Consider the following 22,160-nt stretch of genomic DNA (forward strand, 5'->3'; position numbering starts at 1 on the left):
CGGACGAGTGTCCCCAGACACCGCCTGCCCCCCTCTAGCCGAGTCTGCGGTGGTCCTCGGCGATCCGTTTCAGCAACGCCTGAAGCTCCTCCCCCCGCACCGCCAGCCGCTCCAGCCGGCCGAACAACGCGAGGTACTCCCGCACGTCCAGCGGATCGGTGATGGTGGCGTTGCCGGTCAGCACGCTGACCGTGACAACGCGCTCGTCGTAGATGTGGAAACCGTGCAGGGCGACCATGTTCGCGTCGGCCGACCACGGCACCACGCCGAGACGGACGTTCGGGCGGCGCTGGATCGCGGCCAGGTGCTCGACCTGTTCCGCCATCAGCTCCGCCGAGCCCATCCGCCAGCGCAGCGCGCTTTCGGTCAGCACGAACACGAACTGCTTCGCGAGGTCGTCCATGCGCGAGCGCCGGATCCGCAGCGCCGCGACGGCGGCCTCCTGTTCGGACTGCGGCATCGTCCCCAGCACGATCCGCAGGTAGGACTCGGACTGCAGCAGCGAGGGGACCAGGTTGACCTGGAAGAACCTCGATGTCGCAGCGCGGGCCTCCACGCGGCTGATCGTCTGCTGGTGGCGGTGCGCCCCTCGGTGCAGCACGACGCGGCGGGTTTCCGCCTCCGCGTGCAGCGACCTGGCGAGTTCGACCAGTTCGATGCGCGTCTCCCTCGACGCGGCCAGTTCGGCGACGAGACGCTCCACGTCCGTGACGGACGGGAGCAGCATGCCGTTCTCGATCTTCGACAGCTTTGACTGGCTCATCCCGGTGGCACGGGCGGTGGCCGTGCCGGTCATCTTCGCCTCGGTGCGCAACCGGCGTAGTTCACGCGAAAGCCGTTCTCTCGCTAATCGCGAACGCTCAGGTGCGGTCATGTTCGCACCGTAACCATCTGTGCACGATCAGACGATCGGCCATCGGCGGGGACTTGACTCACCCTTGACACCTCCAGGTGGGTGATCTCACCTACCTGGAATCGCTTTGTGCTGGCATTACGTCTCGATCGGTCGAGAAGAAACACCCGAAAGTTGCAACGATGCTATTCCGTGCGACCTGGAAACCATGCCGATTGTCCGGTGCGGACAACGTGGGTGGTTTTTGTCACTCTTTTGTCCAGGAATTGGTCCTGGTTTCAAGCACGCGAGAACCCCGCTAAACGCGACGTTTAGCGGGGACGTTCTCAGTCGACGGCCTTCCAGCCCTCCGCCAGCAGCTGGCGGGTTTCGCCCAGCAACTGCGGCAACACCTTGGTGTGCCCGATGACCGGCATGAAGTTCGCGTCGCCGCCCCACCGCGGCACGACGTGCTGATGCAGGTGAGCGGCGATTCCGGCCCCTGCCACGTCGCCCTGGTTCATGCCGATGTTGAACCCGTGCGGTGCCGCCACGTGCCGTACGACCCGCATCGCCTTCTGCGTGAACGCGGCGAACTCCGCGGTCTCCGACAGCGTCAGATCCGTGTAGTCCGGTACGTGCCGATACGGCAACACCATCAGATGACCGGGGTTGTACGGGTAGAGGTTCAAAACAGCGAAGACTTCCGCGCCGCGCGCGATGATCAGGCCCGCCGAGTCGTCCAACTCGACAACGCGGCAGAACGGGCAGCCTTCCGGCTGGTCGCCGAGAGCCTTGCCCTCACCCTTCACATAAGACAAGCGGTGCGGGGTCCACAAACGCTGCAATGCGTCGTGGACCCCGACACCGTCCTGTTCGGAAAACTCAGGCGTCACGAGAGAAGTTCCGCCGTGGGCGAGGCGTTCTCCCGGCGCTGCACCCACTCGACGATCTGCTCGACGGCCCGTTCCACCGGAACGCCGTTGATCTGCGTTCCGTCGCGGAACCGGAACGACACCGCATTGGCCTCCACGTCCTTGGCGCCAGCCAGGAGCATGAACGGCACCTTCTGCATGGTGTGGTTGCGGATCTTCTTCTGCATGCGGTCGTCGGACGCGTCGACCTCGACCCGGATGCCCTTGCGCTTGAGCACGTCCTTCACCGCGAACAGGTGGTCGGCGTTCTCCGAGGTCACCGGGATGCCCATGACCTGCACCGGCGCGAGCCACGCCGGGAACGCGCCCGCGTAGTGCTCGGTCAGCACGCCGAAGAACCGCTCCACCGACCCGAACAGCGCGCGGTGGATCATGACAGGGCGCTGACGGGAACCGTCCGGGCCGGTGTACTCGAGCTCGAACCGCTCCGGCAGGTTGAAGTCGAGCTGGATGGTCGACATCTGCCAGGTGCGGCCCAGCGCGTCACGGCACTGCACGGAGATCTTCGGGCCGTAGAACGCGGCGCCACCCGGATCCGGCACGAGCTCCAGCCCGGACTCGGCGGCCACCGACGCGAGCGTCTCGGTCGCCTCGTCCCAGATCTCGTCCGCACCCACGTACTTCTCCGGGTTCTTGGTCGAGAGCTCCAGGTAGAAGTCGTCCAGGCCGTAGTCGCGCAGCAGGTCCAGCACGAACGTCAGCAGCGACTTCAGCTCGTCGCGGATCTGGTCGCGGGTGCAGAAGATGTGCGCGTCGTCCTGCGTCATGCCGCGCACTCGGGTGAGGCCGTGCACCACGCCGGACTTCTCGTAGCGGTACACCGAGCCGAACTCGAACATGCGCAGCGGCAGCTCGCGGTACGAACGTCCCCTCGACTTGAAGATCAGGTCGTGGAACGGGCAGTTCATCGGCTTGAGGTAGTAGTCCTGGCCTGGCTTGCGGACCGTGCCGTCCTCGTTGAGCTCGGCGTCGAGGTGCATCGCCGGGTACATGCCGTCGCGGTACCAGTCGAGGTGACCGGAGACCTCGAACAGGTTGCCCTTGGTGATGTGCGGCGAGTAGACGAACTCGTAGCCCGCCTCGGTGTGCCGCTGCCGGGAGTAGTCCTCCATGGCCTTGCGGATGATGCCGCCCTTGGGGTGGAACACCGCGAGACCGGAGCCGATCTCGTCCGGGAACGAGAACAGGTCGAGCTCGACACCCAGCTTGCGGTGGTCACGCCGCTCGGCCTCGGCGAGGCGCTCCAGGTACGCGTCCTGCGCCTCCTGGGACTCCCACGCGGTGCCGTAGATGCGCTGCAGCTGCGGGTTGTTCTCGTTGCCGCGCCAGTAGGCGGCGGCCACGCGGGTCAGCTTGAACGCCGGGATGTGCTTGGTGGTCGGCACGTGCGGGCCGCGGCACAGGTCGCCCCACACCTGCTCGCCGGTGCGCGGGTCGAGGTTGTCGTAGATCGTCAGCTCGCCGCCGCCGACCTCCATGATTTCCGAGGAGTCGACGCCGTCACCATCATCCTTCGCTTTGATGTCGACGAGCTCCAGCTTGAACGGCTCCTTGGCCAGCTCCTGCTTGGCGGCGTCGACCGACTCGACCACGCGGCGGGAGAACCGCTGCGACCCCTTGATGATCTGCTTCATGCGCTTCTCGAGCGCCTGCAGGTCTTCCGGGGTGAACGGCTTGTCGACCTGGAAGTCGTAGTAGAAGCCGTCCTTCACGGGCGGGCCGATGCCGAGCTTGGCCTCGGGGAACTGCTGCTGCACCGCCTGCGCCAGCACGTGCGCGGCGGAGTGGCGGATGACGCTGCGGCCGTCCTCGGTGTCCGCGGCGACGGCCTCGACCTCGACGTCGACCTGCGGGACCCACGACAGGTCGCGCAGGTGGCCCTCGGCGTCCTTCACGACGACGATCGCGTCGGAGCCCTTGCCGGGGAGCCCTGCCTCACGCACGGCCGTGCCCGCCGTCGTCCCAGCCGGAACCACCACGCGAGGCGGGTTCTGGGCGACTGCTGGGCGCGACTCGGACACGATGGCACTCCTTGTTCGAAGGTTCTGGGCTCGAAGAATGGGTTTTCAGGTCAGATGCTATCGGTGCTCAAGATGGACATGACGATCGCGTCGTAGAACTCGCCTTCCCAGAGCAGGGCGTCGCGCAGACGGCCCTCCTCGCGGAAGCCGAGCTTCTTGTAGACGTGGATCGCCCTTTCGTTGAACTCGTACACCTCCAGGTCCACCCGGTGGAGATCGCGTTCGCCGAACGCGTGGTCCAGGACGTGCTTGATCGCGGCGGTGCCGTAGCCCTTCCCGAAGCCGTCCTGCAGGAAGATCCGCATGCCGGCCGACCGGTTGTGCGGGTTGATCGTGAGCACGACCTCCCCGAGGAACTTCCCGTCCTCGGTGACGGCCCGGGTGTAGCGGTTCGGGTCGTTCAGCGTCCGCTCGATGTACGCCTCGTAGTCCTCCAGCGTGAACGTGGCGTGCGTGCCGGTCAGCTTCCTGACCTCGGCGTCGTTCGGCCCGCCTGCGTGCATCTGCGGAGCGAACTCCTGGCGGAGCGGTACGAGTTCCATGGCTTCTATCGAACCGGGTGGGCGCAAGCGGTTAACACGACCAGGCGGTTTCCCGCCCGCGGTTCATACGCAGCCCGTTCTGAGTGGTTTTTCGGATGCGCCCCGGCAGGCGGGGCGAGCAGTCTGTGTGCCCGGCCCGCCGCCGTTAGGAGCACCCCATGCCAGACCTGGTGGTCGAATGCCCGGTTCGCCTCACCGAGTCCAACCGGGACGAACTGCGCCTGCTGTACGCCGACCTGCGCGACCACTACGCCCGTCGCGACGCTCGTGACGGCACGCGCACGACGTTGCACTTCGTGTGGTCGGGCGTGCTCGACGCCGACCTCTTCGGCGCGACCTACGCGGACCAGCGACACGTCTTCGCCGCCTCCCGCCCGATCCTGAACTCCGCGCGCGACGCCGGCGGGCTTCAGGAAACGAACAGGTGGCTGTCAGGCTCACCTCAGCCGAACGGCGCATCGTTGAGGACATGAGCGAGCAGGGACAGGCGCCTCCACCGCAGGAGCCGCCCCGGGATGGGGCCCAAAACGAACCGCAGGCAGCCCGGCCTGCACCTGAGCAGGCAACGACCCCGCTGCCCGCCGACGCGTCGGCGACGCCTGGGCCGCAGCCAGCCGCCGAGCAGCCCGCAGCCGCCGGACCCCAAGCCCCAGCCGCACCCCAGGCAGCCGCGCAGGTCCCTCCACCCGCGGCCCCGGCACCTCCCGGCAGGGTCCGGCGTTTCGCCGGCCACCGAGCCACCCAGCTGGTCGCCGCAGGCCTCCTGGGACTGATCCTCGGCGGCGGCATCGTGGGCGCGATCGCGGCCAACCGCTTCGACCACCGAGGACCCGGCCACGTCCGCGTCCACGACCGCGGGCCGGACCGCGGTGATCATCGCGGCGACCGCTTCGAACAGCGCGGCCCGTTCAGCGACCGCGGCGACCGCTTCGAGCGGTGATCCGACCGAGCGCACGACCCGCGTTCTGCCCGAGTCCCCGACGACGCGGGTCGTGCGCTCCCCAAACCAGTGACGCGCGCCGAGGCCGGATCAGTCCCCCTCGTTCTGCCTCGGCGTGCGTTCCGCCCAAGGCCTCACTGCGAAGCCTGTTGCGGCCCCAGGCGAATCGCCAGCAGCTGGCGCCGCAGCACCTTCCCGGTCGCGTTGCGCGGCAGCTGCGGCACGACCACGACCTCACGCGGAACCTTGTGCCGCGCCAACCTGGTCCGCACGAACTCGCGCAGCTCCGTCACGTCGATCCGCGCCCCCGCCACCGGCACCACGAACGCGCGCAACCGTTGCCCGTACTCGGGATCCGGCACGCCGAGGACCGCCGCGTCACGCACCCGGTAGTGCGTCATCAGAAGGTTCTCCACCTCGACCGGGTACACGTTCTCGCCGCCGGACACGATCATGTCGTCCTCGCGGCCGTCGAAGTAGAGCCGTCCACTCGGGTCGAAGTGGCCGAGGTCGCCGGTCGCGACGAGACCTTCGATGCTCTCCTTCGCCGAACCGTCCGTGTAGAGGTCGACGGTCAGCGAACCGCGCACGAAGATCCGGCCCGTCACGAACGAGCGGGTGATCCGGTTGCCGTCCTTGTCGTAGATCCGCACGATGCAGTTGTGCGGTGGCCTGCCGACGCTCGACGGCGCGACCGCGAGATCTTCCGGGGTGGCGACGGTGGCGACCGCGACCTCCGTTGAGCCGTAGAGGTTGTAGAGCTTCGGTCCCAGCACGGCCTGCGTGCGGTGCACGAGGTCCGTCGACAGCGTCGAGCCCGAGCAGAACACCACCCGCAGGTGCGAGAGGTCGTACGAGTCGATCACCGACCGGTCGAGCTCCATGATGCGCTGCAGCATCGTCGGCACCAGCACGATCGTCGTGCAGCGCTGGCCCTGCAGCGACCAGAGCGTCTTGCGCGGGTCGAACCGGCGCTGCAGCACCGCGCGCGAGCCGAGCGACATGGCGAGCGTCAGGTGCGAGTAGCCGACCGAGTGGAAGATCGGCGCGGCGATGAACGTCGATTCACCGGACCGCATGGGAATGCGGTCGAGGAAGTCCGACGCCGTCAGCACCGACTTGATCTCGCGGGCCGTTCCCTTCGGCACGCCCGTGGTTCCGGACGTCAGCTGGATGACGACACCGGGCTCGCGCGGCGGTTCCAGTTCCCCGCGCGGTGCCTTGGCGACCAGCTGGTCGAGTGTCGGCGTGCGACGGTCGAGCCCGTCACGCGACCACGCGAGCCAGCGCGGGATCGACGGCGGCAGCTGGTGGAACAGCGGGGTGAACTCCTCGTCGTGGATCACGAGCGACGCGCGTTCGCGTTGCAGGAGGTCGAGGACGACGGGAGCGCCGAAGCCCGTGTTCACCAGCAGCACGCGCACGCCGAGCTTCGCGCACGCCAGCAACGACTCGACCATTCCGCGGTGATTGCGGCACATCAGCGCGACGATGTGGGTGTGCTGCACCCCCAGCGCGCGCAGGCCCTGCGCGATCGCGGTGGACCGCCGGTCGAGCTGCCGGTAGGTGACCGAACCGCGTTCGTCGACGACCGCGACTCCGTCCGGGTTCAGCCGCACCGAACGGCGCAGTGCGGTGACGTTCGGCCCCCAGACCTTCACTTCCTTCAACGCCTGCACGGACATCTTGACGTTCGTGAGACTCACCATGCCCGCTTCGGACAAGACACGGAGTGAGTGCACCCGGCCCATGGCGTCGCGAAACACCTTGCGCAACCCTGGCATCAACAGCTCCTCGCGCTGCAAGTCCCCGAGGTATTCGGACGGTAACTGTCCGCAAGCCCTACGCCAAGCCTTGTTCCATGCGGAATTGGCATGACAACGGGGCAATCGAACCTGTAAACGTTTTCACGTTACCCGGTTCCCGCCCGCATCGTCCTCCACTGCTCCCGATGCGGGAGTCTGACCGGTCAGACCAAAAAGCCGCGGAGCAACGACGCCGTGCCGTCGAGGTGTTCCGCCATCGCCTGACGTGCCGCGAGCGGGTCTCCGTCCAAAATGGAGGTGATGATGCGCTCGTGCTGCGCGTTGGAGTGCGCGAGGTTCGGTTCGAGCAGCGGAATCGTGTCCAGCAGCTCGTTCACGCGCATCCTGGACTCCGCGACGGCAGCGGTGAGTGACGCCGACCCCGTCGCCTCGGCGATCGCGAGGTGCAGCCGCGAGTCCTTGCGCCGGTACTCGGCGAGCGTCGCGGTCGAGGCCTCCTCCAGCCGAACGCGCAGTCCGCGGCGTTCGGCCGACCCCAGTGAACGGCCCGCTGCGGTTTCCGCAGCGCCTGTTTCCAGGACTTTCCGCAACGTCAGCGCGTCCTGGATGTCGCCGAACTCCTTGCCGGGCGCGGACTTCGGGATCACGTCGTTGACGAACGTGCCACCGTAACGGCCCCTGCGGGACTCGACGTAGTTGTTTTCCTGCAACGACCTGATGGCCTCACGCACGGTCACCCGGCTCACTCCGAGCCGGGTGGCCAGTTCCCGTTCGGACGGCAGCCGCTCACCCGGCGCGACGACGCCGAGCCGGATGGCCTGCATGAGCCGTTCGACGGTCTCCTCGAAGGCGTTGCCCGCCCGCACCGGGCGGAACAACGCCTCCTGCGCGTGCTCCATCATGGCTAGAGCGGTGTCACGTACGCGCCGGCGATGCCGCCGTCCACGAGGAAGTTCGACGCCGTCATGAACGAGGAGTCGTCCGACGCCAGAAACGCGACAGCGGCGGCGATTTCCTCGGGTTCCGCGAACCGGCCGAGCGGGACGTGGACGAGACGCCGTGCGGCCCGCTCCGGGTCCTTCGCGAACAGCTCCCGCAGCAGCAGAGTGTTGACCGGCCCGGGGGAAAGCGCATTCACCCGGATGCCTTCGCGCGCGAACTGCACACCGAGCTCACGCGACATCGCGAGCACGCCGCCCTTCGACGCCGTGTAGGAGATCTGCGACGTCGCCGCGCCCATCGTCGCCACGAACGACGCGGTGTTGATGATGGAACCCTTGCCGTTGGTCTGCATGTGCGGGATGGCGTACTTGCAACACAAATAGACCGACGTCAGGTTCACCTTCTGGACGCGTTCCCATGCCTCGATGCCCGTCGTCAGGATCGAGTCGTCGTCGGGCGGCGAGATACCGGCGTTGTTGAACGCGATGTCCAGCTTGCCGTAAGTGTCCACAGTGGTCTGGAAGAGAGCTTTGACCTGCTCCTCGTCGGTCACGTCGACCTGGACGAACAATCCGCCCACCTCGTCCGCGGCCGCCTTGCCCGCGTTCGGATCGACATCGGCCACGACGACCTTCGCACCCTCGCTCGCAAACCTGCGCACGGTCGCGAGTCCGATGCCGCTGCCGCCACCGGTCACGACGGCCACGCGGCCTTCGAGTCGCTGCACCATCTCTTGTTCTCCTTGGGCTTCGTTGCTCAGGTTGCTCAGGTTGCGATGAAGACGTTCTTGACCTCAGTGAAGGCGTCCAGGGCGTCCGGACCGAGCTCACGACCGAGCCCGGACTGTTTCACACCACCGAACGGTGTCCAGTAGCGGACAGAAGAATGTGAGTTCACAGACAGATTCCCGGCCTCGACCGCACGCGACACCCGGATCGCCCTGCCGACGTCCTGGGTCCAGATCGAACCGGACAGCCCGTACTCGGAGTCGTTCGCGATCCTGATCGCGTCGGCCTCGTCGGTGAACGGCAGCACGACGACGACCGGTCCGAAGATCTCCTCGTAGACCGTCGGGTGGTCCGCGGGAGGTGTGAGGACGGTCGGCGGGAACCAGAACCCCGGTCCGTCCGGCGCCGAACCGCGGAACGCGACGGGGGCGTCGTCTGGTACGTAAGACGAAACCTTGCCGAGGTGCGACGCGGAGATGAGCGGCCCCATCTCGGTCGCCTCGTCGCCGGGCTCGCCGACCTTCACGCCCTTGACCGCGGGCTCCAGCAGCTCCATGAACCGGTCGTAGACGCTCGCCTGCACGAGGATCCGCGAGCGAGCGCAGCAGTCCTGCCCGGCGTTGTCGAACACCCCGTACGGCGCGGTCGCGGCCGCCTTCTCCAGGTCGGAGTCCGCGAAGACGATGTTGGCGGACTTGCCGCCGAGCTCCAGCGTCACCCGCTTCACCTGGTCCGCGCAGCCCGCCATGATCTGCTTGCCGACGCCGGTGGAACCGGTGAAGACGACCTTGCGCACCAACGGATGCGTGACGAACCGGTTGCCGACGACGCTGCCCTTGCCCGGCAGCACCTGGAAGACGTCCGCGGGAATGCCCGCCTCACGCGCAAGCTCGCCGAGCCGGATCGCGGTCAGCGGGGTCAGCTCGGCCGGCTTCAGCACGACGGTGTTGCCCGCCGCGAGCGCGGGTGCGAAGCCCCAGCCCGCGATCGGCATCGGGAAGTTCCACGGCACGATCACGCCGACGACGCCGAGCGGTTCGTGGAACGTGACGTCCAGGCCGCCGGGGACCGGGATCTGCTTGCCGAACAACCGTTCCGGCGCACCCGCGTAGTACTGCAGCACGTCGCGGACGTTGCCGGCCTCCCACCGCGCGTTGCCGATGGTGTGCCCGGAGTTCTCGACCTCCAGCCGCGCCAGCTCCTCGTTGTGCGCGTCGACGAGCTCCGCGAACCGGCGCAGCAGCCGGGCGCGGTCACCGGGTGCGACGGTTCGCCAGGTCTCGAACGCCTTGTGCGCCTTGACGATCGCGGCGTCCGTCTCCTCCAGAGAGGTGTGCGGTACCGATCGCACGACCTTCTCCGTGGCCGGGTTGATGACGTCGAAGGTCACGCTCTTCTCCTTGAAACGTCCACGAGAGCCTCGAACAGCCTCAGGTCTTCGATGTCCTGTTCGGGGTGCGACTGCACGCCGACGACGAACCGCGCGCCTTCCATCTCGACCGCCTCGACGGTGCCGTCGGGCGCCAGCGCGGTGACCCGCAGCCCGTCGGCGATCCGGTCCAGCGACTGATGGTGGTGGCACTGCACGTTGGTGTGGTCGCCCAGGATCGCGTGCAGCTGCGTGCCGGGCGTGACCGTGATGTCGGTGTGCCCGAAGACGCCGGGCGCCTCGTTGTGGCCCTCGATGTGCTGGTGCAGCGTGCCGCCGAGCGCCACGTTGAGCACCTGCATGCCGCGGCACACGCCGAGCACCGGCAGGTCGAGCTTCAGCGCGGCTTCCACCAGAGCGAACTCCGCGTCGTCCCGGTCGCGGCGCGGTTCACCGGTCATCGGGTGCGGGTCGGCACCGTAGGCGGCGGGGTTGATGTCCGCGCCTCCCGCGATCACCAGGCCGTCGAGGAACCCGATGGTCTCGGCCGTCCACGTACCGACCGGCGGCAGCATGACGGGGTTGCCGCCGGCCTTCACCACGCAGTCGAGGTAACCGCGGTGGAGCACCGCGGCTTCCACGTCCCAGAGCCCGAAACGCGTGCGCTCCAGGTACGTGCTGATGCCGATGAGTGGCTTAGAGGCGCTCAAACCCGCGCACCTTCTCCCAGTCCGTGATCGCCGCCTCGAACGCGTCGAGCTCGACCTTCGCCGCGTTCAGGTAGTGGTCGACGACGTCCTTGCCGAACGCCTCCCGCGCGATCTCGCTGGCCGCCAGCAGGTCCGCCGCCTCCCGCAACGTCGTCGGCACGGTCGGCCGGTCCGACGCGTAGGCGTTGCCGACGAACTCGTCCTCCAGCTCCAGCTCCTTCTCGACCCCGTGCAGACCGGCCGCGATCAGCGCCGCGACCGCCAGGTACGGGTTGACGTCGCCACCGGGTACCCGGTTCTCGAACCGCAGCGACTGCCCGTGGCCGACGACCCGCAGCGCGCACGTGCGGTTGTCGCGACCCCACGCCACCGCGGTCGGCGCGAACGAGCCCTTCACGAAACGCTTGTAGGAGTTGATGTTCGGCGCGAAGAAGTAGGTGAACTCCCGCAGCGCGGCCAGCTGCCCTGCGAGGAAGTGCTTCATCATCTTCGACATGCCGCGGCCCTCGGCGAACACCGGCTCGCCGTCGGTGGAGCGCACCGACAGGTGGATGTGGCAGGAGTTGCCCTCACGTTCGTTGTACTTGGCCATGAACGTGAGCGACTTGCCCTGCTGCGCCGCGATCTCCTTCGACCCGGTCTTGTAGATCGCGTGGTTGTCGCAGGTCTTGAGGGCGGTGGTGTAGCGGAACGCGATCTCGTGCTGACCGGGGTTGCACTCCCCCTTGGCCGACTCGACCGTCATGCCCGCGCCCGCCATGCCGTTGCGGATCGCCCGCAGCAACGGCTCCACGCGCGCGGTGCCGAGCAACGAGTAGTCGACGTTGTACTGGTTCGACGGCGTCAGGTTGCGGTAGCCGGCGTTGAACGCCTGCTCGTAGGTGTCGTCGAAGACGATGAACTCGAGCTCGGTGCCGACGTACGCGTCCAGCCCGAGCGCGGCCAGCCGGTCGAGCTGCTTGCGCAGGACCTGACGGGGTGACGCGACGACCGGGTCGCCGTTCTCCCAGACGACGTCGCACATGACGAGCGCGGTGCCCTCGTGCCACGGGACGCGGCGCAGCGTGGAGAGGTCGGGCTTCATCACGAAGTCGCCGTAGCCGCGGTCCCACGACGACATCTCGTAGCCGCTGACCGGGTTCATCTCGACGTCGACCGCGAGCAGGTAGTTGCAGCCCTCCGCGGCGTGCCCGAGCACCTCGTCGAGGAAGTACCGCGCCGCGCACCGCTTGCCCTGCAACCGTCCCTGCATGTCCACGATCGCGACGAGGACGGTGTCGATCTCACCGGTGTCCACGGCCTCGCGCAACTCCTCGACGGTCAGCATCCCGCGTTCCTCCAAAGGTATGTCTGCGAGCCATTGGCGGCACCATCTTGACACCAACGAGGGACAGGCGCCACCCTCAACCACCGTCTAAAGGACTGGACGGAGTCCAATGAGGAGGACCCCGATGAGTCACGAAGCAGACAGTCCACCCACCGCAGGGCGCTCAGCCGACGAGCAGCGGCTGCACGAGCTCGGCTACGCCCAGGAGCTGTCCCGGACCATGTCCGGGTTCTCCAACTTCGCCGTGTCCTTCACGATCATCTCGATCCTGTCCGGATGCCTGACCCTCTACGGGTTCGGCATGAACACCGGTGGTCCCGCGCTCATCGTGTGGGGCTGGCCGTTCGTCGGCCTGATGACCCTGATCGTCGGCCTCGCGATGGCGGAGGTCTGCTCCAGCTTCCCGACCGCGGGCGGGTTGTACTACTGGGCGGCGAAGCTCGCACCGAGCAACGGCGCCGCCTGGTCGTGGTTCACCGGCTGGTTCAACTTCCTCGGCCAGGTCGCCGTCACGGCGGGCATCGACTTCGGTGCGGCGTTCTTCATCAACGCGTTCCTCGACCTGCAGTTCGGCTACGCGGCCACGCCGGAGCACACCATCCTGATCTTCGGCATCGTGCTGGTGCTGCATGGCCTGCTGAACACGTTCGGCGTCAAGCTGGTCGCACTGCTCAACGACGTCAGCGTCTGGTGGCACATCGTCGGCGTTCTGGTGATCGTGGGCGCGTTGGTGTTCCTGCCGTCCGAGCACCAGTCCGCGTCGTTCGTCTTCACGCACTTCGTCAACAACACCGGCTGGTCGTCGGCGTTCTACGTCGGCCTGCTCGGCCTGTTGCTGGCGCAGTACACCTTCACCGGCTACGACGCCTCGGCGCACATGACCGAGGAGACGCACGACGCGGCCCGCAGCGGCCCGCGCGGCATCGTGATGTCGATCGTCGTGTCACTGATCGCGGGCTGGGTGCTCCTGGTGGGCATCACGTTCGCCATCCGCGACTACGACGGCGCGCTCGCCAGCACGACCGGCGTGCCACCGGCCCAGATCTTCATCGACGCCCTCGGCGCGACCGGCGGCAAGCTCCTGCTGCTGATCGCGATCGGCGCCCAGCTGTTCTGCGGCATGTCGTCGGTCACCGCGAACTCGCGCATGATCTACGCCTTCTCCCGCGACGGCGCCCTGCCGGCGTCGGCGTTCTGGCACAAGATCAACAAGCGCACCCGCACGCCCACGAACGCGATCTGGCTGGCCGCGGGCGGCGCGTTCGTGCTCGGCCTGCCCTACCTGTGGAACGCGACGGCGTACGCGGCGGTCACGTCGATCGCGGTGATCGGCCTCTACATCGCCTACGTGCTGCCCACGCTGCTGCGGCTGCTGCAGGGCGAGCGGTTCGAACGCGGACCGTGGCACCTCGGCAAGTGGAGCAAGCCCATCGGCGTCGTGGCGGTGGCCTGGGTCGTCTTCATCACGGTGTTGTTCATGCTGCCGCAGGCGAGCCCCGTGACGGCGAAGACGTTCAACTACACGCCGATCGCGGTGCTGGTGGTGCTCGGGTTCGCGGGCGTCTGGTGGCTCGTCTCCGCACGGAAGTGGTTCAAGGGACCCAAGGTCCAGGGATCGGCGGAGGAACTGGCGGCGATCGAACGGGAGCTGGACTCGATCTGACGACTCGTGCCGGGCGCTCTGTCGTGGAGCGCCCGGCACAGCGCTCAGAGCTTGCGGGCGAACAGATCCAGCAGCGCCACCCAGTGGCGTTCCGAGGCCTCCTCGCCGTACATCGACGTGTCGGCCTGGGTGAAGCCGTGCATGGCACCCTCGTACGTCTCGCTCCGGTGCGGCACTCCCGCCGCGGTGAGAGCCTTGTCCAGCCTGTCGATCTGCTCGGCCGAGTTGGTCGGGTCGTTGTCCGCGTGCCCGAAGTAGAGCTCCGCCGTGATGCGGTCGGCGAGCAGGTGCGGGCTGTCCGGCGCGTCGGTCGCGAGGTACGCGCCGTGGAACCCGGCCGCCGCGGCGACCCGGTCCGGGTAGGTGCCGGCGGTCCGCAGCGCGAGTCCGGCCCCCATGCAGTACCCGGTGAGGCCGGCGGGACCGTCGGTGGTGAGCGGCGAGGCGGCCAGCCAGTCCAGGTAGACGGCGGCGTCGCGCATGGCCAGCTCGGGCGTCAGCGCCTGCATGGCCGGGCGGATGGCCTCGAACATCCCCGGACGCGCGAACGGATCGATGAAGTCGGGCAGTTCGACCAACGGCGCGCGGCCCGCGCGGTAGAGGACGTTGGGCACCAGGACCACGTACCCGGCCGCCGCGAGCCGGTCGGCCATGGACCGCAGGTGCGGCCGCAGGCCGAACGCGTCCATGTAGAGCAGCACGCCGGGGTGCGGACCCGAGTCGGCGGGATGGGTCAGGTAGGCGTCGGCGGTTCCGTCCGGCATGGGGATGTCGAGGGACGATCCGTGCACAGCAGTGGTCATCGAAAGCCTCTGATCAGGGACTGGGGACTCAAACTGATACCGAGTGTCACGTTAGCCATCGAGTAGCACTTGTGCAAACAAGGTTTATGATCGGCGGGTGTCACCAGGACGAACGAACACGAGGGACATCGCCCGCGCCGCCGTGCGGGCCGAGCTGGCTCTGGTGGCCTTCGACCTGTTCCGCCGCAAGGGCTTCGACAAGGTGACGATCGACGACGTCGCCGAGGCGGCCGGTGTCTCACGCAGCACCTTCCTGCGCTACTTCGGCACCAAGGAGGACGCCGTCCTCAGCGCGTTCGAGAGCAAGAGCGAACGCGTCGCCGCCGCCCTGCGCGCCCGCCCCGCCGACGAGGACGACTGGACCGCGCTGCGCCACGCCATGGACCACGCCATCGCGTCCTACGCCGACGCCCCGGACGAGGCCCTCGCCGTCGCCCGGCTGGTCCGCGGCACCCCGGCCCTGCGCGCCCGCCAGCTGGAGAAGATGCACGCCTGGCGTCCTGCCCTCGCCCAAGCGCTCGCCGAACGCGCGGGCACCGGCACCCCGTCCGTCGCCCACTGGGTCCGCGCGTCGGCCGCGCTGGACTGCTTCAGCGTCGGTGTCGACCACTGGGTCGACTCCGACGGCGGCCTCGACCTCATCGAGCTCCTCGACGAGGCCTTCGCCGCCCTCGCACCGCGCTGAGGCCGCGATCGAGCCGGTCGTGGCAGGATCGACCGTTGTGAGTGACATTCAACGTGTGGGAGTCGTCGGTTCCGGGCTCATGGGCTCCGGAATCGCCGAGGTGAGCGCCCGTGCCGGCCTCGACGTCATCGTCGCCGAGGTCAACGCGAGCGCGGCCGAGGCAGCGCAGGGGCGGATCGCCTCGTCGCTCGCCAGGGGCGTGAAGGCGGGCAAACTCAGTGAAGCCGACCGGGATGCCGCTCTGGGCCGCATCCGGTTCACGACCGACATCGGCGAGTTCGCCGACCGGCAGTTCGTGGTCGAGGCCGTCGCCGAGAACGAGCAGATCAAGACCGAGGTCTTCGCCACGCTCGACAAGGTCGTGAAGGACGAGGACGCCATCTTCGCGTCCAACACGTCGTCCATCCCGATCATGAAGCTGGGCATGGCCACCGGCCGCCCCGAGCAGGTCATCGGCGTGCACTTCTTCAACCCGGTGCCCGTGCTGAAGCTCGTCGAGATCGTGCCGTCCCTGCTGACCGGCGCCACCACCCAGGTCCGCGCCGAGGCGTTCGTGCGCGGTGTGCTGGGCAAGGAGGTCATCCGCTCGCAGGACCGCGCGGGCTTCGTGGTCAACGCGCTGCTGATCCCGTACCTGCTCTCCGCGATCCGCATGCTGGAGTCCGGTTTCGCCTCCGCCGACGACATCGACAACGGCATGGTGCTCGGCTGCGCCCACCCGATGGGCCCGCTGCGCCTCACCGACCTGATCGGCCTCGACACCACGAAGGCCATCGCCGAGTCGATGTACGACGAGTTCAAGGAGCCGCTGTACTCGCCGCCGCCGTTGCTGCTGCGCATGGTGGACGCGGGCCTGCTCGGCAAGAAGTCGGGCCGCGGTTTCCACAACTACGCCAAGTGAACTGACCTGAAGCGCGCCCGCCCGGTGCGGACGCGCTTCAGGTTGCTGGGGGCATGGCAATGCAGCTGCGGAGGATGACGGCGGCCGGGTACCGGTCCGCGGCCGAGCACCGCGAGGCCGAGTCGGTGCGCGTGCTCAGCAGGGTGATGCCGGAAGAAGTCGCGTGGGAACGCGATCGGAGCGGCGCCTCGAGGTTTCTGCCTGACGGCCTCGACACGGCCGGTCATCATCTGCTGACCGCCGAGGAGGAGTCCGCCGAGGCAGTGGGCACCGTCCGGGTAGGCCCGGATCCGGGTCAGGCGTCGGGCTCCGCCTGGCGGTACGACATCAACGCCCTTCCCGCACACCGGCGTCGCGGCTACGGATCCGCCATCCTCGCGGCTGTCGAGGCACTCATCGCCCGCGAGGGCAAGACGGCGCTGGGACTGAACGTCGTCGGGGACGACGCCATGCGGAAGAGGATCTAGCGGGTGGACCTGACCAAGGGCGAGCTGGTCGACTTCGAGGGCGCCGGGATCTCGGCGGCGGTGATCCGGGACCTGCTGGTGAACGCCGACGATCTCGACCCGCGCGGCCTGCGTGTGCGCAACGCGCGCATCGAAGGCCAGCTCGACCTGCGCGACGTGGTGGCCAAACGGCCGTTGGTGTTGCTGGACTGCACGGCGGACGCACCGGTGTTGCTCGACCGCGCACACCTCTCCGCTCTCGACCTGTCCGGTCTCGTCGCGCCCGCGGTGATCGCGCCGTGGCTGCGGCTCGACCACTACCTCTACCTGGTCGGAGCCAGGCTCGACGGAGGCGAGGAGAACTACGCCCTCGACCTGGCCGAAGCGTCCGTGGGCGGCCACGTGAACCTGAGTGGCGCGAACCTGCTCAGCCAGACCGGGTGTGCGCTGCACGCCGGCAAGCTGCGCACCGGCAGCGACCTGTACCTCAACGACGTCCGCACGTCCGCGACGGTCGAGCTCGTCGGCGCCCGCATCGGGGGCAACCTCGACTGCACCGGTGCCGAGCTGGCCGCCGACGACGGTGCCCTGCAGGGCATGGACCTGCAGGTCGACGGAAACATCCTGCTCGAAGGCGGGTTCCACGCCACCTCGGAGCGTTACATCGCCGTGCGCATCCGGGGATCGCGCATCGGTGGTCAGTTGGTCCTGCGCAACGGCAAGGTGGCCGCCCCCAGGGCGGCGTTGGACGTCAAACAGGTGAGGGTGGGCATGGAGTTGTTCCTGTCCGCCGATTTCGCCGACGGCCGAGTGGAGCTGGACGGGCTCACCTACGCGGGCTTACCGCGTGACTCGGGCCTCGACGAGTGGCTCGACCTGCTCGCGAACAAGACGCCGCAGTACGCGACCCAGCCGTACGCCCAGCTCGCCGCCGCGCACCAGGCGGCCGGCCACGAACGCGACGTCCGGCGCATCCGCGTCGCCCAGCACCGCGACCTGCTGCGCCGAGGCCGACTGACCCGCTGGGGCCGGGTGTGGCACCGGATCACCGGCGCCACCGTCGGCTACGGCTACCGGCCCGCGACCGCGTTGCTGTGGCTGCTCGGCACCCTGGCGGTGTCGGCGGCCGTGGTGCTCGGGTCGGGCGCGGTCCGCTGCTCCACGGTGGAGCAGATCGGCTACGCGCTGAACGCCGCCGCGCCGCTGGTGAAGACCGATGCCGTGCAGAAGTGCCAGGTCGCGACGACCACGTCGGCAGGTCAGCTGGTGGTCGTGGCGATGTGGATCCTGCAGCTGCTGGCCTGGGCGTTCGCGACGTTGTTCGTCGCGGGGTTCACCGGCCTCGTCCGCAAGAACCCTTGAGCTCAGCGGCTCGCCGCACCTGGTCGGCGAGCGCGGCGACGTCCACCGGCCCGGTGGTGTCGACCTCCAGCAACGGCCCGACCCCCAACGGCCGCACCGGTTCTCCCCACAGCTCGGCCTCGTCGCGCTCGAAGTCCAGATGGCCGGCGTGGCGCCCGGCAGCTCTGGCGTAGTACCGCGACCGCGCCACCTCCACCGGTACGACGCACCGCAGTTCCACAACGGGACCGGGCAACGCCGCCACGAGCGGCCGGGTGTAGTCGAACCACGTGCTGTCCAGCACCGCGCCCGGACAGCGAGCCGCGATCCGCAGCACGGCGAGAACCGCCGCCCGCCCGAGTCGCCGCGACTCGGTCACCGTGGCGGGCAGGCCGAGCTCGTCGGCCAGCGCTTCCTTGACGTCGTCCTTGGCCAGCACCGGCAACCCGAGGCACCCGCCGAGCGCAGTGGCCAGGGTGGTCTTGCCCGCCCCCGGCCACCCGCCCACCAGAACGAACACCTAGACAGCGGCCTCGAGCCGGTTCATCGAGTGCTGGATCAGCCCGACCAGCACCGACTTGGACGACTCCCGGTCGCGCGCATCGCACAGCACCACGGGAATCCCGTCGTCGAGGTCGAGGGCGTGCCGCACCTCGTCCACCGTGTACAGCTGCGCGCCGTCGAAGCAGTTCACCGCGACGACGAACGGGATCCCGCGGTGCTCGAAGAAGTCGATCGAAGGGAACGACGAGTCGAGCCGACGCGTGTCGACCAGCACGACCGCCCCGATCGCACCCGTGGCCAGCTCGTCCCACATGAACCAGAACCGGTTCTGGCCCGGCGTGCCGAACAGGTACAGCACCACCTTGGTGTTGATGGTGATGCGCCCGAAGTCCAGCGCCACCGTGGTGGTGTCCTTGCCCTCGATGCCCGCCAGGTCGTCGACGTGCACACCGGCCTCGGTGAGCAGCTCCTCGGTCTTCAACGGCGGGATCTCGGACACCGACCCGACCATCGTGGTCTTGCCGGTGCCGAACCCGCCCGCGATGACGATCTTGACCGCTGTCGGAACGGTCAGCCGGCCATCAGATCCCACGAACACCATCCAGTACGGCCTGCAGGAGATCCCTGTCGGGAATCTGGGGGGAGGAGTTCTGCACGATCACGTCACCGCGCTCGATGAGGTCCGACAGCAGGACCTTCACCACGACGAGCGGCACGTCGAGGTAGGCGGCGACCTCGGCTACCGAGAGGGGGCGTGCGCACAGGGCCATGATCTCGCGATGTTCGACCGTCAGCGACGTCTGGTCGGACGCAAACGAGGAGGCGCGGACCTGGGTCACCAGGTGCAGATCAGGCGCGTTCGGCCGGGTGCGGCCGCGCACCATGGCGTAGGGCCGCACCAGCGGCCCCGCGGCCTCGTCGTACCACCAGTCCTCCCGCGCGGTCATCAGCGCGACTCACGCGCCGACGGGACTGTCGCGGTCTCTGCGCGCGGTGCCGACGAGAGGTATGTGCCCACTCGCTTGACCAGCATGTTCATCTCGTACGCGATCATGCCCATGTCGGCGTCCTCTTCACCCAGAACGGCGAGGCACGCGCCGTGGCCGGCCGCCGTCACGAACAGGTAAGCGTGCTCCATCTCGACGATGGTCTGCCGCACCGCACCGCCGCCGAAGTGCCGGCCGGTGCCGCGGGCGAGCGACTGGAACGCCGACGCCATCGCGGACAGGTGCTCCGAGTCGTCGCGGGACAGCCCGGCCGAGCGGCCGAGCAGGAGTCCGTCCGCCGACAGCACGACCGCGTGACGGGCGCCGACCACGCGCTGGATGAGGTCCTCCAGCAACCAGTTCAGTTCACCGTGCTGGCTGGTGTTGTCCTTCATGACGAGGGGGCTCCTTCTGATCTCCAGTCGTCGGTCAAGCGGGCGTCACGGGTGCCGCGCTGGAACGCGGCGAGCCCGTCACGGGTCCGCTCCGCCGACCTTTCGCCGGTCACCGGTTCGGCGTGTGGCAACTCCCCCGGCTGGATGAGCTGCGGCGCGAGGTTCTGCCGCTTCTTCCTGCGAGGAAGCGCCGGCTTCCCGTCCTGCGGGGCTACCACGGGGTTCTCTTCGTCCACGGATGCATCAGTTGCGGAAACGGCTGGGACAGCTCCGGCGTTCAGCGCCGCCCGCACCTCGGGCGCGAGCGTCACGGGGAAGCTCGGGTGTTCCTCGAGGTGGCCGTGGCGCTGGTCGTGGAACGACCGCACCGGCATCTGCGTGGTCTCGGTGATGTCGCCTGCGGCGCTGTGCGGGGCGACGATGTTCGGCGGCAGCACGCACAGCGCGACCGTGCCGCCGTAGGGCGAGTCGCGCAGCTCCACCTTGATGCCCCGCCGCGCGGCGAGCCGGGCGACGACGAACAGTCCCAGCCGGGACTCGCCCCGGAACGCCATCGTCTCGAAGTCCGGCGGGTTGGAGAGCTTCGCGTTGGCCTGGAGGCGTTCCTCCTGCGTCATGCCGAGCCCGTGGTCCTCGATCTCGATCACGATGCCGTGCGGCACGGCGCTCGAGTGGACGATGACCTCGGACCGCGGCGACGAGAACGCCGTCGCGTTGTCGACGAGCTCCGCGAGCAGGTGGATGGTGTCGGCGACGGCGACACCGACGAGCGCGCGGTCCGGCACCGGGTTGACCCTGACCCGGACGTACTGCTCGGTCTCGGCGACGGCGGCGCGGATGACGTCGCTCAGCCGCACCGGCTTGCGCCACTGCCTGCCCGGCTGCTCACCGGCGAGGATGATCAGGTTCTCGGCGTTGCGGCGGGCGCGCGTCGCCAGGTGGTCGAGCTGGAAGAGCGAGTCGAGCTGCTCGGGGTTCTCCTCCTCGCGTTCCAGCTTGTCGAGGATCTTGAGCTGGCGGTGCACGAGCCCCTGGTTGCGGTGCGCGATGTCGAGGAAGACGCGGTTCACGCCCTCGCGGGCCTGTGTCTCCTTCACCGCGGCCGCGACGGCCGTGTACTGGGCGGTGTTGAACGCGTCGGCCACCTGGCCGATCTCGTCGTTGCCGTAGTCGAGCGGCGGCATGTCGCGGTGGACGTCGACCTGCTCGCCGCCGCGCAGCCGCGCCACGATGTGCGGCAGCCGTTCCTGCGCGAGCCGCAGCGTGTCCTCCCGCAGCGACGCGAGCCGCGTCACCAGCGCCCGGCTGACCAGGCGGTTCGAGATACGCAGCGCGAGCACGATGCCGACGACGACCGCGAGCAACGCGATCAGGCTGCCGACCAGGACGGCCGTGAGCCTGCTGTTGGCCTGGTCGAGGCCGAGGTCGGCGGCGTCCTCCGCCTGTCTGGCCGCGATCTGCACGAGCTTCTCGTGCACCGGACCGGCGGCCGCTCGCCACTGCCCGTCGGTGACACCGGTGTCGCCGTTGATGATCCGGCCCTCGAGGTCGAGCAGCGTCCGGTACTCAGGACTGGTCCGCAGCGAGTCGTACTGACTGCGCGGCTGCTGCAACGCGAACGGGATCGTGGTGTCGACGCTCGAGTGGTAGGCACCGACGAGCCGGACGAACTCGGTGCGTTCCGCCGGGGTGAACTTGCCGTTGAGCAGCCCGCGCGAGCCGACGGTGGCGGCGCGGGACATCCAGTCGGCCGCCTGGAAGATCGTCACGGCCTGGATGTCGGCCTGACCGGCCTCCGCGTCCGGTACGAGCCGGGCCTGATGGCCGAAGAGCGACACACCGGCGTCCATGAGGCCGTTGTAGTAGTCGTAGACCGCCTGTGGGTTCGCGGTGCCGGTCTTGACCTGCGCGCGTTGCTGCGGCAGCTCGTCGAGCATCGAGTTCAGCGCGTTGATCCGGTCGACGACGTCCTGCGGGGAGTTGCCGGAGAGGTCGGCGAGGACCTCCTTCATCCGGCGCAGCGACTCGTCGGTCTGCGCCTGCTGCCGGGTGAGCGTCGTGGCGTCGACGCCGGGTGCCCTGCTCAGCAGAACGAGGCTCAGCTGCCGTTCCTTCTGCAGTCCTGCGAAGGCGTCCGCCGAGGGGGTCGCGGCTTCGCGCACGTTCGACGCGATCGACCGCATGGAGAAACCGTCGAAAACGGTGTAAGAGGAGAAAACAGCCCACATGACGAGCAAGACAACGCTTGGTACAACGACTACGCCCGCCAACCGGGACCGAATGGTCCGGTAGTTGGTCGGTGTGTAACCGCTCTTCTCGTTCAC

General features: G+C 68.5%; 23 protein-coding genes. 7 read left to right on the forward strand and 16 right to left on the reverse strand.

Features of this window, described 5'->3' with window-relative positions; all coding sequences use genetic code 11:
- Positions 1-34: 34 nt before the first annotated feature.
- The 4 genes from JOD27_RS32220 to JOD27_RS32235 form a co-directional block, all read right to left on the reverse strand.
- The gene (locus JOD27_RS32220) at positions 35-874 is read right to left on the reverse strand and encodes a helix-turn-helix domain-containing protein (protein ID WP_204766069.1); all 840 of its coding nucleotides are present in this window, start codon (positions 872-874) and stop codon (positions 35-37) included.
- A gap of 305 nt (positions 875-1,179) precedes the next feature.
- On the reverse strand, positions 1,180-1,728 hold the full coding sequence (locus JOD27_RS32225) for an HIT family protein (protein ID WP_204766070.1): 549 nt from the start codon (positions 1,726-1,728) through the stop codon (positions 1,180-1,182).
- Entirely contained in the window at positions 1,725-3,746 is a 2,022-nt protein-coding gene (gene thrS / locus JOD27_RS32230) for a threonine--tRNA ligase (RefSeq protein WP_204766158.1), read from the reverse strand. Before thrS ends, JOD27_RS32225 begins: the two co-directional genes overlap by 4 nt.
- Before the next feature lie 92 nt (positions 3,747-3,838).
- Positions 3,839-4,330 (reverse strand): GNAT family N-acetyltransferase, encoded by a 492-nt coding sequence (locus JOD27_RS32235; RefSeq protein WP_204766071.1) that lies wholly within the window; start codon positions 4,328-4,330, stop codon positions 3,839-3,841.
- Positions 4,331-4,488: 158 nt separating this feature from the next.
- Between JOD27_RS32235 and JOD27_RS32240 the strand changes: the two genes are divergently transcribed.
- Both JOD27_RS32240 and JOD27_RS32245 read left to right on the forward strand, forming a co-directional pair.
- Positions 4,489-4,803: a hypothetical protein gene (locus tag JOD27_RS32240; protein ID WP_204766072.1), complete on the forward strand. Its 315-nt coding sequence runs from the start codon at positions 4,489-4,491 to the stop codon at positions 4,801-4,803.
- A complete protein-coding gene (locus JOD27_RS32245; RefSeq protein WP_204766164.1) occupies positions 4,800-5,270 on the forward strand; it encodes a hypothetical protein in 471 nt (156 codons plus the stop codon). The genes JOD27_RS32240 and JOD27_RS32245 overlap by 4 nt, the downstream gene beginning before the upstream one ends.
- Positions 5,271-5,404: 134 nt before the next feature.
- Here JOD27_RS32245 and JOD27_RS32250 read toward each other — a convergent pair whose 3' ends face one another.
- The 6 genes from JOD27_RS32250 to JOD27_RS32275 form a co-directional block, all read right to left on the reverse strand.
- Complete coding sequence (locus tag JOD27_RS32250) at positions 5,405-7,054, reverse strand: AMP-binding protein (protein ID WP_204766073.1); 1,650 nt, start codon at positions 7,052-7,054, stop codon at positions 5,405-5,407.
- 185 nt (positions 7,055-7,239) lie between these two features.
- Positions 7,240-7,938 carry a FadR/GntR family transcriptional regulator gene (locus JOD27_RS32255; protein WP_372441765.1) on the reverse strand — a complete coding sequence of 233 codons (699 nt, stop codon included), beginning with the start codon at positions 7,936-7,938 and terminating at the stop codon, positions 7,240-7,242.
- A gap of 2 nt (positions 7,939-7,940) precedes the next feature.
- A complete protein-coding gene (locus JOD27_RS32260; protein ID WP_204766074.1) occupies positions 7,941-8,708 on the reverse strand; it encodes a 3-oxoacyl-ACP reductase in 768 nt (255 codons plus the stop codon).
- Positions 8,709-8,743: 35 nt separating this feature from the next.
- Complete coding sequence (locus JOD27_RS32265) at positions 8,744-10,096, reverse strand: aldehyde dehydrogenase family protein (protein ID WP_204766075.1); 1,353 nt, start codon at positions 10,094-10,096, stop codon at positions 8,744-8,746.
- Positions 10,093-10,785: a gamma-glutamyl-gamma-aminobutyrate hydrolase family protein gene (locus JOD27_RS32270; RefSeq protein ID WP_204766076.1), complete on the reverse strand. Its 693-nt coding sequence runs from the start codon at positions 10,783-10,785 to the stop codon at positions 10,093-10,095. The genes JOD27_RS32265 and JOD27_RS32270 overlap by 4 nt, the downstream gene beginning before the upstream one ends.
- Positions 10,772-12,112 carry a glutamine synthetase family protein gene (locus JOD27_RS32275; RefSeq protein ID WP_204766077.1) on the reverse strand — a complete coding sequence of 447 codons (1,341 nt, stop codon included), beginning with the start codon at positions 12,110-12,112 and terminating at the stop codon, positions 10,772-10,774. The genes JOD27_RS32270 and JOD27_RS32275 overlap by 14 nt, the downstream gene beginning before the upstream one ends.
- Positions 12,113-12,236: 124 nt before the next feature.
- Here JOD27_RS32275 and JOD27_RS32280 point away from each other — a divergent pair, with 124 nt between their 5' ends.
- The gene (locus tag JOD27_RS32280) at positions 12,237-13,775 is read left to right on the forward strand and encodes an amino acid permease (RefSeq protein ID WP_204766078.1); all 1,539 of its coding nucleotides are present in this window, start codon (positions 12,237-12,239) and stop codon (positions 13,773-13,775) included.
- Positions 13,776-13,819: 44 nt separating this feature from the next.
- Here the strand turns inward: JOD27_RS32280 and JOD27_RS32285 are convergent, their stop codons facing one another.
- On the reverse strand, positions 13,820-14,578 hold the full coding sequence (locus JOD27_RS32285; RefSeq protein ID WP_204766079.1) for a dienelactone hydrolase family protein: 759 nt from the start codon (positions 14,576-14,578) through the stop codon (positions 13,820-13,822).
- 97 nt (positions 14,579-14,675) lie between these two features.
- On the opposite strand from JOD27_RS32285, the gene JOD27_RS32290 reads away from it, so the two are divergent.
- The 4 genes from JOD27_RS32290 to JOD27_RS32305 are packed head-to-tail and all read left to right on the forward strand — an operon-like array spanning position 14,676 to position 17,972.
- Complete coding sequence (locus tag JOD27_RS32290) at positions 14,676-15,263, forward strand: TetR family transcriptional regulator (protein WP_204766080.1); 588 nt, start codon at positions 14,676-14,678, stop codon at positions 15,261-15,263.
- A gap of 37 nt (positions 15,264-15,300) precedes the next feature.
- Positions 15,301-16,164 carry a 3-hydroxybutyryl-CoA dehydrogenase gene (locus JOD27_RS32295; RefSeq protein ID WP_204766081.1) on the forward strand — a complete coding sequence of 288 codons (864 nt, stop codon included), beginning with the start codon at positions 15,301-15,303 and terminating at the stop codon, positions 16,162-16,164.
- 53 nt (positions 16,165-16,217) lie between these two features.
- Positions 16,218-16,631, forward strand: coding sequence for a GNAT family N-acetyltransferase (locus JOD27_RS32300; protein WP_204766082.1), 414 nt, complete (start codon positions 16,218-16,220; stop codon positions 16,629-16,631).
- Positions 16,632-16,634: 3 nt separating this feature from the next.
- Entirely contained in the window at positions 16,635-17,972 is a 1,338-nt protein-coding gene (locus JOD27_RS32305; RefSeq protein WP_204766083.1) for a hypothetical protein, read from the forward strand.
- Here JOD27_RS32305 and JOD27_RS32310 read toward each other — a convergent pair.
- From JOD27_RS32310 to JOD27_RS32330, 5 genes are read right to left on the reverse strand one after another with little or no spacing between them, the layout of a single operon-like run.
- Entirely contained in the window at positions 17,944-18,471 is a 528-nt protein-coding gene (locus JOD27_RS32310) for a P-loop nucleotide/nucleoside kinase family protein (RefSeq protein WP_204766084.1), read from the reverse strand. The genes JOD27_RS32305 and JOD27_RS32310 overlap by 29 nt on opposite strands.
- Positions 18,472-19,056, reverse strand: a complete 585-nt coding sequence (locus JOD27_RS32315) for a GTP-binding protein (protein ID WP_204766085.1) — start codon at positions 19,054-19,056, stop codon at positions 18,472-18,474. It abuts the gene before it with no gap.
- Positions 19,037-19,402, reverse strand: coding sequence for a DUF742 domain-containing protein (locus JOD27_RS32320; RefSeq protein ID WP_204766086.1), 366 nt, complete (start codon positions 19,400-19,402; stop codon positions 19,037-19,039). The genes JOD27_RS32315 and JOD27_RS32320 overlap by 20 nt, the downstream gene beginning before the upstream one ends.
- Positions 19,402-19,836, reverse strand: a complete 435-nt coding sequence (locus JOD27_RS32325) for a roadblock/LC7 domain-containing protein (RefSeq protein ID WP_089913172.1) — start codon at positions 19,834-19,836, stop codon at positions 19,402-19,404. Before JOD27_RS32325 ends, JOD27_RS32320 begins: the two co-directional genes overlap by 1 nt.
- Entirely contained in the window at positions 19,833-22,019 is a 2,187-nt protein-coding gene (locus JOD27_RS32330) for a sensor histidine kinase (protein ID WP_239569835.1), read from the reverse strand. The genes JOD27_RS32325 and JOD27_RS32330 overlap by 4 nt, the downstream gene beginning before the upstream one ends.
- Positions 22,020-22,160 lie beyond the last annotated feature (141 nt).

It is taken from the genome of Lentzea nigeriaca (genome assembly GCF_016907955.1).
Lineage (GTDB): Bacteria > Actinomycetota > Actinomycetes > Mycobacteriales > Pseudonocardiaceae > Lentzea > Lentzea nigeriaca.

Excerpts from the sequence above, each read along its gene's own strand:
- JOD27_RS32250 (WP_204766073.1), bottom strand. The coding sequence starts at position 7,054 with ATGCCAGGGTTGCGCAAGGTGTTTCGCGACGCCATGGGCCGGGTGCAC.
- JOD27_RS32255 (WP_372441765.1), bottom strand. The coding sequence starts at position 7,938 with ATGATGGAGCACGCGCAGGAGGCGTTGTTCCGCCCGGTGCGGGCGGGC.
- JOD27_RS32285 (WP_204766079.1), bottom strand. The coding sequence starts at position 14,578 with ATGACCACTGCTGTGCACGGATCGTCCCTCGACATCCCCATGCCGGAC.
- JOD27_RS32325 (WP_089913172.1), bottom strand. The coding sequence starts at position 19,836 with ATGAAGGACAACACCAGCCAGCACGGTGAACTGAACTGGTTGCTGGAG.
- JOD27_RS32220 (WP_204766069.1), bottom strand. The coding sequence starts at position 874 with ATGACCGCACCTGAGCGTTCGCGATTAGCGAGAGAACGGCTTTCGCGT.
- JOD27_RS32300 (WP_204766082.1), top strand. The coding sequence starts at position 16,218 with ATGGCAATGCAGCTGCGGAGGATGACGGCGGCCGGGTACCGGTCCGCG.
- JOD27_RS32320 (WP_204766086.1), bottom strand. The coding sequence starts at position 19,402 with ATGACCGCGCGGGAGGACTGGTGGTACGACGAGGCCGCGGGGCCGCTG.
- JOD27_RS32235 (WP_204766071.1), bottom strand. The coding sequence starts at position 4,330 with ATGGAACTCGTACCGCTCCGCCAGGAGTTCGCTCCGCAGATGCACGCA.
- JOD27_RS32280 (WP_204766078.1), top strand. The coding sequence starts at position 12,237 with ATGAGTCACGAAGCAGACAGTCCACCCACCGCAGGGCGCTCAGCCGAC.
- JOD27_RS32275 (WP_204766077.1), bottom strand. The coding sequence starts at position 12,112 with ATGCTGACCGTCGAGGAGTTGCGCGAGGCCGTGGACACCGGTGAGATC.
- JOD27_RS32330 (WP_239569835.1), bottom strand. The coding sequence starts at position 22,019 with ATGCGGTCGATCGCGTCGAACGTGCGCGAAGCCGCGACCCCCTCGGCG.
- JOD27_RS32240 (WP_204766072.1), top strand. The coding sequence starts at position 4,489 with ATGCCAGACCTGGTGGTCGAATGCCCGGTTCGCCTCACCGAGTCCAAC.
- JOD27_RS32260 (WP_204766074.1), bottom strand. The coding sequence starts at position 8,708 with ATGGTGCAGCGACTCGAAGGCCGCGTGGCCGTCGTGACCGGTGGCGGC.
- JOD27_RS32245 (WP_204766164.1), top strand. The coding sequence starts at position 4,800 with ATGAGCGAGCAGGGACAGGCGCCTCCACCGCAGGAGCCGCCCCGGGAT.
- JOD27_RS32315 (WP_204766085.1), bottom strand. The coding sequence starts at position 19,056 with ATGGTGTTCGTGGGATCTGATGGCCGGCTGACCGTTCCGACAGCGGTC.